Genomic DNA, 14,919 nt, shown 5'->3' with positions numbered 1-14,919 from the left:
GTGCGGTAAACAGATTCGCCGGCGCCCTGATGGGCGCCGGCGAACTTGTGTCTATCGCCTTGCAGGCTCTGTCACGTACTCCGTCAGATCGGCGTGGCGGGTCATCGTCCAGTAGTCGATGATTCGCCACGGCAGGACCGCAACCACGCGGCCGTCGGCGTTGCGGTACCAGTTGCTCATGCCGGGGTGGGTCCACACCATCGACGCGTGGGCGGCGTCGACCGACTGGTTGTAGTCGTCGTGGACGTCTTGACGAGGCTCGATGGCACCGAGATCGGTATCGACCATCTGCGTCAACGCGTCCATGATGTAGCGGATCTGGCACTCGAGCATGGTGATGAAGCTGCCGCCATGGCCAAGGGCCGTGTTCGGTCCGGTCATGATGAACAGGTTCGGGAAGTCGGGCACGGTGACGCCGAGGTACGCGCGGGCGTCGTGCTCACCCCACACCTCACGGGTACTGGCACCGGAACGCCCGACCACATCCATGGGGTAGAGCAGACGGTCGGTGTGGAATCCGGTGGCCATGATGATGACGTCGAACTCGTGTTCCCGGCCGGCGCTGTCCTTGAGTCCGGTCTCGGTGATCTCCGCGACGCCTTCGGTGATGAGTTCCACGCCTGGGCGTTTCAGCATCCGGTACCAGCCGTTGTCGAGAAGCATCCGCTTCCCGAAGGGCGGGTAGTCCGGCAGGCACTTCTCGATGAGGTCTGGGCGACCTTCGAGTTCGTCGCTGAGGTAGCGCGTGTAGAACGCGCGGTGTCCATGGTTGGTCTTGTTGATCGAGAGCTTCGGCTCGGTCCACTCCGGGTCGACGGTCAGGGTCGGATGGACCTTGTCGTTGAAGATCCAGGACAGCCTCACCCGGTACCACTCGTGGTAGTACGGCACATGGTCCATCAGCCAATGAACGTCGTCGCCGACCTGCGAAAAGTACACGTCGTTGGGGGCGATCCATTGCGGCGAACGCTGGAAGATGGTCAGTGAGGCAACCGAACCGGCGATGGCGGGTCCGATCTGCATGGCGCTGGCACCGGCGCCGACAATGGCAACCCGCTTGCCCTGCAGGTCGATTCCCGATGGCCACTGCGCTGAATGGAAGAGCTCTCCGGTGAATGTGCCGAGTCCGGGTAGCGGCGGGATCTTCGGGCGGTTGAGAAGACCCACCGCGCTGATCACGGCAGTGGACGAGAGTGTGATCAGGTTCTTGTCGGTGTCGCGGGCGGTGATGTTCCACCGCTGTGTGGCTTCGTCGTAGACCACGCTGCTGACCTCGGTGCCGAAACGGATGTTCGTCCGCAGGTTGTAGGTCTTGGCGAAGTCTTCGAGATACTGCTGGACCTCATCGCGTTTACCGAAATGTGTCGACCACGGGTGACGGAAGAACGAGTACGAGTACAGGTAACTCGGCGTGTCCACCCCGGCGCCGGGATAGGTGTTCTCCCACCAGGATCCGCCGACGTTGTCGTTCTTCTCGAGGACCACGTGGCTGATACCGGCCTTGCTCAGGCGGACCGAGGCGAGCATGCCGGCGATACCGGAGCCGATCACCACAACCGAGAAATCTCCTGGAACCGCGCGGGTCGGGTGAGGTTCGGGCGTGTTGTCGAAACCCATCACCTCGGCCATCATCGGGCCGAACTCGTGCGGCACCGGCTCACCCATGGTGAACTCCATGACCTCCATGAGTTCTGAGGTGTCGAGGACGGGGTGTGCGGGATCTGCGCCGCCGGCCCAGGCGAGGACCGCGTCGACGGTTGCGGCTCGGACCTCGGTCTGGAGGTCGTCGGACAATCCACCGGTGGCGTTGTCGTCCATGCCGCGGCTTCGGGTCGGCTGGTAGCGCGCGGAAAGCCACTGTCGATCGCCGGTCAATTGATAGAGGACGGCGAGGAGTGTGGGGATGTTCGCTGCGTTGACTGCTTGACCCAGCCGGGCGGAGTCGATCCCGTTCGCGGGTGCGGGTGGCTGAAGGTTCACGACACAAGACTAACCACGGATAGTCTAGAAAATGCAAGGGCTTGGACGAATTCCGCCACTTGGCCGTGGGCGAGCAAGAGGGACTTGACAGAACGGCGGTCTACTGGCGATGCTGTGACTGCAATCACGCTAACAGCGGTAAGTAGAAGCTGGTCAGTCATCCGCCGTCGCCTCAGGGCCGCGGGCGGGACCGATCCCGTAACAAGGAGATTTTGATGGAACTTTCCGAGGCGATGCGCACCACCGGAACCTGTCGGCACTACGCGGATACGCCGGTTCCGGAGAAGGTCTTCTACGACGCATTCGAAGTTGCCCGCTTTGGACCGCAGGGCGGCAATCGCCAGCCGGTCCGCTGGATCGTGGTGCGCGATGCTGCCAAGAAGAAGGCGCTGGCAGACCTGTACCTGCCGTACTGGGAGGCCTACTACAGCGCGATCAGTGACGGCACCAAAGACGTCGGTGCGGTACCCAAGACGATTCGCAGTGCCAACGAGTTCGCACACAACCTCGCGACGGTGCCTGCGCTCATCGTGGTGTGCGCCGAGATCGACGGGCTCCATCCCACCGACGCCGAGTTGGACCGCATCAGCGTGGTCGGCGGAGCATCCATCTATCCGACGGTGCAGAACCTGTGTCTGGCGTTGCGTGACCAGGGTGTCGGTAGTGCGGTGACCACGCTGCTGTGTCACGAGGAGCCCGCGGTCCGCGAACTGCTCGGGATTCCCGAGGGTTTCATCACCGCTGCCCACATCGCCGTCGGTTACCCCAGCGGCAAGTTCCCGACCAAGCTCACCCGGAGCCGTGTCGAGGACATCGTCTCGATCGATTCCTTCGAAACGCCAATGTTCGCTTAGTCGATCATTTTTCCGTCCCCGCACTGCTGTGACCATCGCGGCTGCTGCGGCGCATTGGCTTCGCCAGATCATGGAGTATTGAAAAACAATGTCTTTGAACACGATTGCCTCGAGCCCACTGGGCCGGGCCACGCTCGGTGACCAGCTCCGCCGCCACGCCCGGACCCAGGGTGGCAAGCCGGCATTCATCAGCTACAACGTCGCCGGTGATCGCCATGTCTGCACCTACGCCGAGCTCAACGAACGGGCGAACCGCTGTGCCGACACGCTGCGCGGCATGGGTGTGGGCAGAGGCGATCGTATTGCCGTGATGGCACGCAACCACGTCGACACCGTGGTTGCGTATTACGGCGCGCTCAAGATAGGCGCCTCGTACTCCGGTATCAACGTGATGTTCGGTACGGCCGAAGTCGCGCAGCAGCTTTCGCACCTGGAGCCGTCGGTGGTCCTCGTCGGCGCCGAGTTCACGCATGTGGTGGACGACGTGCGGGACAGCGCGCCGGTCGGTCACCACGTGGTGTTCGGCGGAGCCGACGTCGCGGGATGGAAGTCGTTTGACGCATTGCTGGCAGCAGCGTCATCGGACGAACCGGACTGTGAGGTCGATGAACACGACCTGGCGATGATCGTCTACACCAGCGGCACCGAAGCGGCGCCCAAGGGCGTCATGATCACGCACCGCAACTACCTGATCTCCACCGGTCCGGCATGGAGCTGGGGTCTGCGTACGCAGCCGGACGACATCTGGCTGTATGTCATGCCTTTTCACACCATCGCAGGCATCGGATCGATGACCACACTGACGATGATGGGTGCAACCCTCGTGCTGCCCGCGACCACCGCAGCGGGCGCGTCGTTGTCGATGATCCGGGACGAGAAGATCACGGTCCTGGCCCAGACGCCGACCTTCTACATCGGTCTGTCCGCACATTCAGATTTCGGTTCGGAGACCGTGCGAACTGTGCAGCGCTGCATGACCTACGGCGGTCAGGTGTCGCCGCACGCGATCACGGCGTGGGCGGAGGCGGCGCCGGGCGTCACCTGGGGCACGTACTGGGGCCAGTCCGAGCTGTCGCAGCTGGGCAGCGTGGGATGGTTCCACACACTCGATGACATCCCGGACGCCGATCCCACATGGATAGGAAAGCCGGTTGCGCATCTGGAGGTCGAAGTCATCGACGCCGAAGGGAATCCGGCGGAAACCGGTGAGCTGATCTGCCGTTCGCCGTCGGTGATGTCGGGGTATTTCAAAGACCCCGAACGGACGGCGCAGGTCATCCGGGACGGATGGGTGCACACCGGCGACATCGTGCGACGCGATGACGACGGCAACCTGTTCTTCCTCGACCGCAGCAAAGACATGATAAAAACCGGTGGCATGAACGTGTCTTCCCAAGAAGTCGAGCGCGCCCTGCAGAGCCATCCCGACGTGGTGCGCGCCGCAGTGGTCGGCTTGCCCGACGACTATTGGTCCGAGGTTGTCACCGGCTTTGTCGTCCTGCGCGAGGAGTCGACGCTCGACGCCGACTCGCTCATGGCGCACTGTAAGCAGTCGATCGCAAGCTACAAGACCCCCAAGAAGATTCATGCACTGACCGAATTGCCGGTCGACCCTCAGGGGAAGGTGCTCAAACGCGAACTTCGTCGCCTTTATGCCGAGGTGAGCTCCCGGTGACGGCGCAGGAGGCGCCGGCGGCGAATGGGCGGGGTGCGGGGCGTCGCGCCGAGATCGTCTCGGCGGCAGCGGATTTCTTTGCCAAGCAGGGCTATCACACGGTTGGCATGCGGGAGATCGGCGAAGCGGTGGGTATCCGTGGCGCGAGCCTGTACAACCACTTCTCCAGCAAAGAAGAGATCATGTACGCCATCGCGCTCCGCATGACACGCGACCTTCAAGACCTGCACATGCCACTCCTGGACGCTGCGGGAACTCCGAAGGAGCGCCTGTCGAACCTGATGCACGCGCATATCCGGAGTCTGGCCGAGCATCAGACCGAGCATCTGGTGAGTCTGCGTGAGCAGACAGCGCTCGCACCCGAACATCTGGCGGAGATCACCGATATCCGTAAGTACTACCAGCGACGGGTGCGCGACGTGATCGCCGCCGGTGTTGCTGCCGGAGAGTTCCATACCGCCAATCCCCATCAGGCGGCGGTGGCGATCCTGGACATGATGAACGGGATCAGCTGGTGGCTGCATGCCGGTCAGGACGTCGGCGCCCTTGCCGATACGTACACCTCTTATGCGATCGACGGTGTGTTGCAGAGCGGCATGCCTGAAAGGAATGACCGATGACGGGGCCGCTGACCGGTATCCGAGTGGTCGAGATGGCCGGAATCGGTCCGGTACCTCACGCAGCGATGATCCTGGCCGATCTGGGTGCCGACGTGGTCCGCGTGGACCGCCGGGCCAAGGCGGCAGCAGCAGATGGTGTCGCCGACGCGGATCGAGCGATGTGGCGGGGCCGCGCACTGGTCACCGCAGACCTCAAGGATGAGATCGACCGGAACCACGTACTCGACCTGATCGCCTCTGCGGACGTGTTGCTCGAAGGCTTCCGGCCGGGCGTCATGGAACGTCTGGGTCTGGGCCCGGACGACTGTCACGAACGCAACCCGCAACTGGTGTACGGCCGGATGACCGGCTGGGGACAAACCGGACCGCTGGCGCAGACCGCGGGCCACGACATCAACTATCTGGCACTGACCGGTGTCCTCGGTGCGATGGGTCCGGCCGACGGCCCACCCGTGCCGCCGTTGAGTATGGTTGCCGACTTCGGCGGCGGATCGATGCTGCTGGTGGTCGGAGTTCTCAGTGCCCTGTGGAATCGGGACAGCGACCGGGCAGGCACCGGAGGCGGCGGGCAGGTCGTCGATGCCGCGATGGCGGACGGCGCCAACCTGTTGTCGCAGCTCCTCTGGTCGTGGCGGGCCGCAGGCCGATGGTCCGATGACCGTGGCACCAACCTGCTGGACGGATCGGCCCCGTTCTATCGCACGTATGAATGCTCGGATGGCGGCTACATGGCGGTCGGATCGATTGAACCGCCCTTCTATTCGCAACTGGTGCGCGGCCTCGGACTGACCGAGGCCGACCTACCGGACCGCTGGGACAAGGAGCAGTGGCCGGTACTGGCCAAGACTTTCGAGGACGTGTTCGCCTCGCGTCCCCGGGATGCGTGGACCACGGTTTTTGCCGGCACCGATGCCTGTGTGACACCGGTTCTGGCCTTCGGGGAGGTTGCTGAGCACCCACAGATGGCCGACCGGGACGCCATCATCGTGGTCGACGGTGTGGTCCAGCCGGCGCCCGCACCACGCTTTTCCCGCACGCCCGTACCGGTGCCGGTGTCACCGACCGAACTCTCCTTGGAGGATTCGATCCGGAACTGGTCTGGGCGCTGACCGGCGGGCCGCCACTGGTCAGCGAGCCGGAAAATTGCCTGCCCGGCTGAGTTGCCCTGGCACATCCTTCGAGAGTTGTCCGCCCAGCCAGACGGCCGTTTCGGCCAGGGCTTCGAGCTTGACGCCGGTCGTGACACCGGATCGGTCGAGTGCGTAGATGAGGTCTTCAGACGCGATGTTGCCGGTGGCGGCAGGGGCGAATGGGCACCCACCGAAGCCGCCGATGCTCGCATCGAGCGCCTGGGCGCCGAGGTCGAGCGCGGTCAGTGCATTGGCGTATCCGGTGTTGCGGGTGTTGTGAAAGTGCCAGCGCAGCGCCACATCCGGTGCGTTGCGTGCAGCGCCTGCGGCGAGTTTGCGAACCTGGGCGGGTACCCCGACACCGATTGTGTCGGCGAGTGCGATCTCGTCCGGTCCGGCCTCAGCGACCCGGCCGATCAGCTCGGTGACCCACGCGGGGTCGACGTTGCCGGAAAATGGACAACCGAACGCGGCGGCGATGGTCACAGTTGTGCGCACGCCTGCTGCCTTCGCCGCGGCGGCGATGTCATTCCAGGCCGAAACACCCTCGGCGACAGTGCAACCCTGGTTTCTCGTGCTGAACTCGTCGGTTGCGACGACCACCACGTTGACCTCGTCGACATCGGTGGACAGCGCGCGGTCCAGACCGCGGCGGTTGAGGACGAGTCCGATGTACGAAACCCCGTCGACCCGGGGCACCTGGGCCATCACCTCTTCGGCTCCGGCCATCTGGGGGACCCTGGCCGGATTGACAAAGCTCACGGCTTCGACACGTTTCACTCCGGCCGCGACACTTCGGTTGATCAGTTCAACCTTCGAGTCGACCGACAACACCGTCTTCTCGTTCTGCAGGCCATCGCGGGGACTGACCTCGACCAGTTGCACCGTTTCCATCCGTCCATAGTGCACGTAGCCCAGGTTGTATGCACACGCTCGACGCGTAACCTGGTCGCCGGGGGCGGGAGACAAGACAAACTATGACACTCCGCCTAGATTGTGAACAACAATTGAGGGAGGTCCACGTGACCCGAGCGGTCGACAAGGTGTACGCGCATATCCGGGAGGGAATCTTCGACGGGAGATATCTTCCCGGTGCGCGATTGGGGGAGGTCGAACTCGCGGATGTGACCGGCGCGAGTCGTACGCCGGTCCGGGAGGCTCTGCGACAACTCGAGATGGAAGGCTTGGTCGAGGTTTTGCCGCATCGCGGCGCCCGGGTCTACGACTGGACGGCAGACGACGTCGAAGAGATCTACGACCTGCGAATGGTGCTCGAGGCGATGGCCGCATCGCGGGCCGCTGAGCGGATCGGTGCCACCGAACTGGACCGGTTGGCGGAGCTGTGCGATCTGATGGACTCCGCACTCGCCGATGAGCGGGTCGAGTTGGTCGCCCAGTGCAACGACGAGTTCCACTCGATCGTGCGGATCGCGGCGGCGAGCTCGCGATTGACAACGATGTTGGGCAATGTCATTCAGGTCTCGCTGGTGATGCGCACCTTCCAGCGTTACGACCCGGAAGAACTGTCGCGCAGCTTTGCGCACCACCGTGACCTCGTCGCCGCCCTACGCAATCGTGACGCGCTCTGGGCCGAATCGGTGATGAAAGCGCACGTCCGCGCGGCCAAAGCTGTTCTGTTGCGGGAGTTGTCGCCCGAGGCGGAGTAGCCGCGTCTGGCGTTGGAATCGCGTGTCGTACCCCCCGTTTAGACTCGAATGTATGTTCGATGGGGAGGTTGAAGATGCAGGTGGGACGATGAAATCGGCCCCTGTCGAGTCGCTGGGTGTCAACGAGTTGTTGCGTAACACCGAGTTGGCGATGGCTCAGCAGTCGCGGATGGAGTGGGAGCGATACGCCGCTGCGGCGATGCTGCACTGACATCTCGTCGAGCCCACCGCCGGGACCGAAGCGGAGATGCGGGCTCTTGATCCGTTCGCGCAGTGTGCGGCGAGATTGTCTGCGGCGCAAGGGTTGACGCAGCGGACCGCGGAGTTGCAGATCAATCGCGGGGTGGCGTTGCGGGATCGCCTGCCTGCGGTGAATGCGTTGTTGAAGGAGGGACGGGTTGCTGCCCATCACATTCCCGATATTGTCGCCCGGACCGAGTTGATCGAGGGTTCGGCCCATATGGCTGAGATTGATCGCGGTATCGCCGAGGCGCTGCGTCGGCGTGGGTCGTGGTCGAAGAATCGGATGCGGGACATGGTCGATGCCATCGTCTTTCGCCGCGATCCGGACCTGGTGCGTAAGAACCGGGAGGATGCGTACAACAATCGCGGGGTGTGGGCCAACAACACCGACCACGGCATGGCGGTGCTGGATGCCCATTCCACGGCTGAGGAATTGGCAATGATCATGGCGCGGCTGGAGAAGTTGGCGATGGCCACGTGTAAGGCTGATCCGCGGAAGAAGTCTGATCGGATGGACGATGCGTTGTTCGCCACGGTGATGGGCCGTGAGTTCTATTGCCAATGCCCGAATGACCCGAAACATCCCTGTACTGCTGAGATCATCACGGTCCCGGCGGATCAGCTCATCTCCGGTGTCGATGTCAAGATCGTGCTGCACGTCATTACCGATCAAGTCACCCTGGACGGCACCGCCAACAATCCTGCGTTCCTGGACGGGCACGGGGTGATCTCCGCCGATCACGTTCGCGATATCGCGGCCCGGCCGGAAACAATCATCCGGCCGTTGGGCAACACGTTCGAACCGGCCGAGCCGGAATCTGCCGAACCCGCGCCCGAACCCCACCCGGGTGACAATCCAGACGCCACTCCACCGCGGCGGACTATGTACATGCGGGGACCGGAGAACCCAGATCTGGGGGAGTGCCCTGGCACTGCCGATGTCACCGAAGCGCCTTTCCCGCAGGTAGTTCCGTTGCCGGCCAACCAGTTCGGTGACAAGTATCGGCCCTCGGTTGTCCTGGACAGTTACCTCCGGATCCGCGACGTTTACTGCATGTGGCCCGGCTGTGAGCACAAGGCCTGGGGCGCCGACCTGGACCACACGTGCGAGTACAACCACAACGATCCCGATGCCGGTGGCTGCACCCATCCGTCAGAGATGAAGACACTGTGCCGTTTTCACCATCTGTTGAAGACGTACTCCGACTGGCTTGACGATCAATACCCTGACCCACGTACCGGGCGGACTCGGCTGATCTTCACCACACCCGAACGCCGCAACTATCACGGCCCGGGATGGACCGGCGACGACCTGTTCCCGACGCTGAGGCTGACCGTCTTCGACAACCAACGCGGCTCACCGGGCCGGCCACCACCAAGACCGTCGCCATCGCGCCCGCAGCACACCGACCGCCAGCAGTCGCGTACCGCTGCCAAACATGCACGCCGCCAATAGGAACGACTCGCCAATCGTCGGCAGCGCGAACTAGCAGAGCAACTCAACCTGGAACGTCGCGAAGAGCGGGGGAGGAACGAACCGCCACCGACATACTGAGGATGGGACAGCCTGGCGATCGGTGGCCCATGTGGTCGGCTAGGCGAGCCAGGTGCGCTGCGGTGTCCAGGACGGTCCGGCGTCGGGTGCGTCGTCACGGGTGACCGTAGCCTGGATCAGGCCGTAGGGCCGGTCGTCGGCGTTGAACACCTCGTTGTTGTTCTCCAGACCGAACTTGGAAAGGTCATAGACGAAGTGGTGGATGTTCGGTGCCGACAGCTTGACCTCGGCGATGTAATCGAACGCCTCCAGGATCCCTTTGCCTATCTGAAACAGTGTCTGTTGCAGGGCCAATGAGTGCACGGTGGCGAACTTCTCGATGATGATCTGCCTGATCGCCGGGTAGACGGCCTCCCAGTCGACGTAGTCGTATGGTCCAGCTCCGCCTTCGGCTTCGTGTCCGGCCGTAAAGCGCCACTTTGCGACCAGAGAGGTGGACATCACCCGGTCGTTGGTCGGTTCCAGGACCGTGTATTCGTCTTCGAGGAAGTCGTGGAACTCCGAGCCGGTCGACTTGAGGACCACCAGGTCTTTCAAACCGCCTATGACCCAGGTCTTTTGATCATCGCCCACGCCTTCGACGGTGATGTCCGCGGTGCGGACTTCCTGTCCCTTACGGACCCAGGTGTGATCGTGTTCGACGCCGTTGACCACGGCGCGTTCCCAGCTGTATTCCTCGACCTCGATCCGCGCGCCGATCACCGGTTCGGTGTTGTCGACGAACCGTTTGGCCAGTGCGAGAGCGTACTTCTCGATGCTCTCGATGCCTTTTTCTTTCGCGTACGCGTAGGCGGTCTGCTTCTGGGTATCGGTCGGCAACACCTTGCGCTGGTCACCGTCGGTGTGGGCGTCCACGAAATCACCGCGCAGTGAGGTCCCGACGTTGATGTCCTTGATCTCGTGACGGGGTGAATCCCGGTAGATCCGAACAACCCGGTTCTCGGCTTTTCCGTACTGGTTTTCGCCAAGGATGATGCCCATGGGTCTGTGTCACTCTCTTTCGGATCAGCTACCCCGATAGGTGGAGTAGGCAAAAGGGCTGAGCAGCAACGGCACATGGTAGTGCCGCGAGGTGTCGTTCACCGCGAATGCGATCGACACCTCCGGGTAGAAATGCTCAATGTGCCGGGCGGCGAACCATGTTCCGGTGTCGAACGTCAGTCTGTACGTGTCTGCGGCGAGATCATCGTCGGCGATCGACTGTATTCGGCCATCGGAATCGGTTGTTCCAGACGCTATCTTGACTCCACCGGATGTGCTGAGTGTGACTTCCACGCCGGCCGCCGGTAGCCCGGTGACCGCATCGAGTACGTGGGTACTCAAGCCGCTCACCTTGTCACTTCGATCGTCCACATACTCCAGCTCACTCCTACCTCGACCGTCGTGATTCTGATCACGCGGTGTACGCATCTTCCTCGGTGGCGTACCGCACCGCCGGTTCCAGCATGGCGGTGAGCCGCCGCCGATTGATCTTCGACAACTCCATCCGCAGGACGCGCCGCTCGGTCTCCGGGCTGTTGCTCATGCGTTCTTTGAGTATTGCCAGCAGTTCTCCGGCCGGGCGGCCGTTGGCAAACACGAGATAGACATGTCCGAACCTGGCCTCGTACTCGGCGTTGCACCTCTTGAGTTCGTCGAGAATCTCCGCGTCCGCGCCCGCGACACCGGACTGCTCACCGGCCGACGAGGCGTTGTCGGTTTTGTCACCGATTCGGGGGTGTCCGTCGAGCGCCTCATCGAGATCGGCCTCGGTGAGTTCGGCCAGGATCAGGTCGGCGCGGTCGAACAAGGCCTCTTCATCGACATAAGGACGTCCTGCCGCCACCCGGAGGGCCCAAATCGTGGACGTGCAGCATTGGTATAGGGCGTGAATTGCCTGACTCTGCCGCAATTCGTTGAAGCTCTCCAGGCCCCGCCAGTCAACTCGTCGCAAGTTGTGACCTCCGTCTTTATCTATGACCTGTCTTTTCTCTTGTGCATCAGCCCAATACGTCTCGGATTGAACCGCGCCGATTTGATTGGGCTTGTCCATTCGCTTCAAGCCGTTGCGAAGTACCATTCTGCCGCACGTCGACTGCTTGAGCGCGGCGATGAGTTCGGTTTCTCGGGGCAGTGGTGGTGCGGTGGCGTGATCGTGTGTGATGGAGCGGCGACAGTTGTCGTCGTGGCAGCGGGTCGGGCGAGGGGTGGGCGGTGAGTCGCGTGGGAGTCGGTGACGACGAGCGAACCGGAGTACCGGTGGTGGTCGGTGTGCTGCTGGCCGCCGGCGCCGGAACCCGATACGGTATGCCGAAAGTGCTTGCCGCAGAAGGGGAGTGGCTACGATCGGGTGTTCGGGTGCTGACTGACGGAGGGTGCGCGCAGGTACTGGTGACCGTGGGCGCCGCCGAGCCGGATATGCCGCCGCAGGCCCGCGCCGTACGGGTGCCGCGATGGCAGGCCGGACTCAGTGAATCGGTGCGAGCCGGCCTGAAACAAGCCCGTGAACACGATGGGTTGATCGGGGTGGTTTTACATGTTGTTGACATCCCGGATGCCACCGCGGGGCAGGTTGCCCGACTGTTGGCTGCGGCAGGTCCGACGCCGGCCGCGCTGGCCCGGGCAACACACTCCGGAAAGGCCGGACATCCGGTGTACATCGGTGCCGCTCATCTGGACGCCGTGCTCGATTCCCTGGCGGGCGATCGCGGAGCTGGACCATACCTGGCCGGCCGGACAGACGTCATCGACGTCGAATGCGGCGACCTCGGCAGCGGCGTCGATCACGACTACCCGGACTTCTGAGCCGGAAAGCACAAAACCACATGTTCCAGTCATTTCCACCGGTTACAACTGGTGGAAATGTCTGGAACATGTGGTTCTGCGAGAAGTACTAGTTGCGGATGGTGAAACCGAGGGCGCCTTCACCGAAGCGGCGGACCACAAGCTTCGCGGCCTCGAGCGGTACCTCGAAGCCGTTTCGGGCGAACCCTGTCAGCGTCGCGAGATAGGTGTCATTCTCGGGTTCGAGCGCGACCTCGGCGAGCATCTCACCGGTGGTCGGTTCGCAGACCGCCCAGGTGAACCGCGTTTCGTTCGCCCAGCCCTGTTCACAAGATCTGACGTAATCGGGATCGGTGACACCGGCCAGCGCCAAGGCCGGCCGGTCCGACACCCGGTCATCATCGCGGTACGCGCGGAGGTACCACGCGCCCGCGTTGATCTCGACCGCTTCGATGGCTGCGGTCCTACTTGAGCTCGAACAGGACGGTGCCCTGCGTGACGGCTGCGCCGGCTTCGATGCTCAGGCCGGTGACAACGCCGTCCTTGTGGGCGGTGACGGGATTTTCCATCTTCATGGCCTCGAGCACCACGACCAGTTCACCGGCCGCGACTTCCTGACCTTCGACGACGGCGACCTTGACAACGGTGCCCTGCATCGGAGCGGTCACGGAATCACCGGAAGCGGCAGAAGCGCCACCCTTGGCGCGGGTACGCGACTTCGGCTTCTTCTTGACCGCACCGTTGCCACCACCGTTGCCGATGGCGAGATCGCCCGGCAGGGAGACCTCCAGGCGGCGTCCACCGACCTCGACCACAACAGTCTTGCGGGGCTCGGTCTCATCCTCTTCGATCGGCTGTGCGCCGGTGTAGGGCTCGATCTGGTTGTCCCAGTCGGTCTCGATCCACTTGGTGTAGATGTCGAAGCTCTGGCCGTCGCCGATGAAGGCCGGGTTCGACACGATGTGGCGATGGAACGGCAGCACGGTGGCAAGACCCTCGACCTGGAACTCGGCCAGTGCGCGGCGTGAACGCTCCAGGGCCTGCTCGCGGTTCTCGCCGGTGACGATCAGCTTGGCCAGCATCGAGTCGAACTGTCCGCCGATGACGTCGCCTTCGACCACACCGGAATCAACGCGCACGCCGGGGCCGGTCGGCTCCTTGTAGACGCTGATGGGTCCGGGGGCGGGCAGGAAGCCGCGACCGGCATCTTCACCGTTGATGCGGAACTCGAACGAATGGCCGCGCGGCGCGGGATCTTCGGTGAACTCGAGCTTCTCACCGGCGGCGATGCGGAACTGCTGACGAACGAGGTCGATGCCCGCAGTCTCCTCGGTGACCGGATGCTCGACCTGCAGGCGGGTGTTGACCTCGAGGAACGAGACCAGTCCGTCGGCGCCGACGAGGAACTCCACGGTGCCGGCACCGTAGTAGCCGGCCTCCTTGCAGATGGCCTTCGCCGAGGAGTGGATTCGTTCCCGCTGTTCTGCCGTCAGGAACGGGGCCGGTGCCTCTTCGACAAGCTTCTGGAAGCGGCGCTGCAGCGAGCAGTCGCGGGTTCCGGCGACGATGACGTTGCCGTGCTGGTCGGCGATGACCTGGGCCTCGACATGGCGGGCCTTGTCGAGGTAGCGCTCGACGAAGCACTCGCCGCGACCGAAGGCCGAGATGGCCTCACGGGTGGCCGAGTCGAACAGTTCGGGGATCTCTTCGATCGTGTACGCGACCTTCATGCCACGGCCACCGCCACCGAATGCGGCCTTGATGGCCACGGGCACGCCGTATTCCTGTGCGAAGGCGACGATCTCGTCGGCGTTCTTGACGGGGTCCTTGGTGCCGGGTGCCATCGGTGCGTCGGCCTTCAGCGCGATGTGGCGCGCGGTGACCTTGTCTCCGAGGTCGCGGATGGACTGCGGTGAGGGGCCGATCCAGGTGAGCCCGGCGTCGATGACGGCCTGGGCGAACTCGGCGTTTTCGGACAGGAATCCGTAGCCGGGATGGATCGCGTCGGCACCGGACTTGGCAGCGGCGTCGAGGATCTTGTCGAACACGAGGTACGACTCGGCCGATGTCTGTCCACCGAGGGCGAACGCCTCGTCGGCAAGCTTCACGAAGAGAGCATCCGCATCGGGTTCTGCGTACACCGCGACGCTGGTCAGTCCGGCGTCTTTCGCGGCGCGGATGACGCGAACCGCGATTTCGCCGCGGTTGGCGATGAGGACTTTCGTGAGTGCTGTGCTGGCGTGACTTGGCACTGGATCTCCTGTCGGGCGCTGGTGTCTGCGCGTTGGTGACACTGTGTTGGATATCGATGTTGGATATCGACGTCTTGTGGTGTGGCGCACTGGTCCATCGGTGGATGGACGACAGCACTCCAGTGGAGTCTAAGCACCTCTCGGATCAGTCTCGACTCCAACCCACGGATCGCTCGTTCG

The 14,919-nt window shown here is 63.4% G+C and carries 15 protein-coding genes; 8 read left to right on the top strand and 7 right to left on the bottom strand.

Annotation, left to right across the window (positions count from 1 at the left end; translation table 11 throughout):
- Positions 1-51: 51 nt before the first annotated feature.
- Positions 52-1,980, bottom strand: coding sequence for a flavin-containing monooxygenase (locus tag AC1TPF_RS12610; protein WP_482144225.1), 1,929 nt, complete (start codon positions 1,978-1,980; stop codon positions 52-54).
- Between the two features lie 215 nt (positions 1,981-2,195).
- Between AC1TPF_RS12610 and AC1TPF_RS12605 the strand changes: the two genes are divergently transcribed.
- The 4 genes from AC1TPF_RS12605 (at position 2,196) to AC1TPF_RS12590 (ending at position 6,238) form a co-directional block, all read left to right on the top strand.
- Positions 2,196-2,834 (top strand): nitroreductase family protein, encoded by a 639-nt coding sequence (locus tag AC1TPF_RS12605; RefSeq protein WP_482138526.1) that lies wholly within the window; start codon positions 2,196-2,198, stop codon positions 2,832-2,834.
- Between the two features lie 88 nt (positions 2,835-2,922).
- Entirely contained in the window at positions 2,923-4,509 is a 1,587-nt protein-coding gene (locus tag AC1TPF_RS12600) for a class I adenylate-forming enzyme family protein (RefSeq protein WP_482144223.1), read from the top strand.
- Positions 4,506-5,129 carry a TetR/AcrR family transcriptional regulator gene (locus AC1TPF_RS12595; protein ID WP_482144222.1) on the top strand — a complete coding sequence of 208 codons (624 nt, stop codon included), beginning with the start codon at positions 4,506-4,508 and terminating at the stop codon, positions 5,127-5,129. Before AC1TPF_RS12600 ends, AC1TPF_RS12595 begins: the two co-directional genes overlap by 4 nt.
- Positions 5,126-6,238, top strand: a complete 1,113-nt coding sequence (locus AC1TPF_RS12590) for a CaiB/BaiF CoA transferase family protein (RefSeq protein ID WP_482138531.1) — start codon at positions 5,126-5,128, stop codon at positions 6,236-6,238. Before AC1TPF_RS12595 ends, AC1TPF_RS12590 begins: the two co-directional genes overlap by 4 nt.
- Before the next feature lie 18 nt (positions 6,239-6,256).
- Here AC1TPF_RS12590 and AC1TPF_RS12585 read toward each other — a convergent pair whose 3' ends face one another.
- The gene (locus AC1TPF_RS12585) at positions 6,257-7,153 is read right to left on the bottom strand and encodes a hydroxymethylglutaryl-CoA lyase (protein WP_482138533.1); all 897 of its coding nucleotides are present in this window, start codon (positions 7,151-7,153) and stop codon (positions 6,257-6,259) included.
- Between the two features lie 128 nt (positions 7,154-7,281).
- On the opposite strand from AC1TPF_RS12585, the gene AC1TPF_RS12580 reads away from it, so the two are divergent.
- From AC1TPF_RS12580 to AC1TPF_RS12570, 3 genes are all read left to right on the top strand, one after another.
- Positions 7,282-7,926, top strand: a complete 645-nt coding sequence (locus tag AC1TPF_RS12580) for a GntR family transcriptional regulator (protein ID WP_482138535.1) — start codon at positions 7,282-7,284, stop codon at positions 7,924-7,926.
- Between the two features lie 88 nt (positions 7,927-8,014).
- Positions 8,015-8,137: a hypothetical protein gene (locus AC1TPF_RS12575; RefSeq protein ID WP_482144220.1), complete on the top strand. Its 123-nt coding sequence runs from the start codon at positions 8,015-8,017 to the stop codon at positions 8,135-8,137.
- Between the two features lie 36 nt (positions 8,138-8,173).
- Positions 8,174-9,625 carry an HNH endonuclease signature motif containing protein gene (locus AC1TPF_RS12570; protein WP_482144218.1) on the top strand — a complete coding sequence of 484 codons (1,452 nt, stop codon included), beginning with the start codon at positions 8,174-8,176 and terminating at the stop codon, positions 9,623-9,625.
- Positions 9,626-9,763: 138 nt separating this feature from the next.
- On the opposite strand, the gene pucL is transcribed toward AC1TPF_RS12570, so the two are convergent.
- The 3 genes from pucL to uraD all read right to left on the bottom strand — a co-directional run bounded on the left by pucL (position 9,764) and on the right by uraD (position 11,657).
- Positions 9,764-10,705 carry a factor-independent urate hydroxylase gene (pucL, locus tag AC1TPF_RS12565; protein ID WP_482144216.1) on the bottom strand — a complete coding sequence of 314 codons (942 nt, stop codon included), beginning with the start codon at positions 10,703-10,705 and terminating at the stop codon, positions 9,764-9,766.
- 24 nt (positions 10,706-10,729) lie between these two features.
- Positions 10,730-11,056, bottom strand: a complete 327-nt coding sequence (gene uraH, locus AC1TPF_RS12560; RefSeq protein ID WP_482138540.1) for a hydroxyisourate hydrolase — start codon at positions 11,054-11,056, stop codon at positions 10,730-10,732.
- Positions 11,057-11,117: 61 nt separating this feature from the next.
- Positions 11,118-11,657: a 2-oxo-4-hydroxy-4-carboxy-5-ureidoimidazoline decarboxylase gene (uraD, locus tag AC1TPF_RS12555; protein WP_482138542.1), complete on the bottom strand. Its 540-nt coding sequence runs from the start codon at positions 11,655-11,657 to the stop codon at positions 11,118-11,120.
- Positions 11,658-11,926: 269 nt separating this feature from the next.
- Here uraD and AC1TPF_RS12550 point away from each other — a divergent pair, with 269 nt between their 5' ends.
- Positions 11,927-12,508, top strand: coding sequence for a nucleotidyltransferase family protein (locus AC1TPF_RS12550; protein ID WP_482138787.1), 582 nt, complete (start codon positions 11,927-11,929; stop codon positions 12,506-12,508).
- A gap of 88 nt (positions 12,509-12,596) precedes the next feature.
- On the opposite strand, the gene AC1TPF_RS12545 is transcribed toward AC1TPF_RS12550, so the two are convergent.
- Together AC1TPF_RS12545 and AC1TPF_RS12540 are read right to left on the bottom strand one after the other, a co-directional pair.
- Positions 12,597-12,941: a hypothetical protein gene (locus AC1TPF_RS12545; protein WP_482138788.1), complete on the bottom strand. Its 345-nt coding sequence runs from the start codon at positions 12,939-12,941 to the stop codon at positions 12,597-12,599.
- A 10-nt stretch (positions 12,942-12,951) separates the two neighbouring features.
- The gene (locus AC1TPF_RS12540; protein ID WP_482138544.1) at positions 12,952-14,739 is read right to left on the bottom strand and encodes an acetyl/propionyl/methylcrotonyl-CoA carboxylase subunit alpha; all 1,788 of its coding nucleotides are present in this window, start codon (positions 14,737-14,739) and stop codon (positions 12,952-12,954) included.
- Between the last annotated feature and the right edge of the window lie 180 nt (positions 14,740-14,919).

This window comes from Williamsia sp. Y853 (genome assembly GCF_056786495.1).
The sequence above is the reverse complement of the archived record's forward strand: the minus strand, read 5'-3'. Positions and strand labels throughout refer to the sequence as shown.

Bases quoted from the DNA above. Each gene is read 5' to 3' on its own strand.
- AC1TPF_RS12605 (WP_482138526.1), top strand. From the start codon at position 2,196: ATGGAACTTTCCGAGGCGATGCGCACCACCGGAACCTGTCGGCACTAC.
- AC1TPF_RS12600 (WP_482144223.1), top strand. From the start codon at position 2,923: ATGTCTTTGAACACGATTGCCTCGAGCCCACTGGGCCGGGCCACGCTC.
- AC1TPF_RS12590 (WP_482138531.1), top strand. From the start codon at position 5,126: ATGACGGGGCCGCTGACCGGTATCCGAGTGGTCGAGATGGCCGGAATC.
- AC1TPF_RS12585 (WP_482138533.1), bottom strand. From the start codon at position 7,153: ATGGAAACGGTGCAACTGGTCGAGGTCAGTCCCCGCGATGGCCTGCAG.
- AC1TPF_RS12575 (WP_482144220.1), top strand. From the start codon at position 8,015: ATGAAATCGGCCCCTGTCGAGTCGCTGGGTGTCAACGAGTTGTTGCGT.
- AC1TPF_RS12570 (WP_482144218.1), top strand. From the start codon at position 8,174: ATGCGGGCTCTTGATCCGTTCGCGCAGTGTGCGGCGAGATTGTCTGCG.
- pucL (WP_482144216.1), bottom strand. From the start codon at position 10,705: ATGGGCATCATCCTTGGCGAAAACCAGTACGGAAAAGCCGAGAACCGG.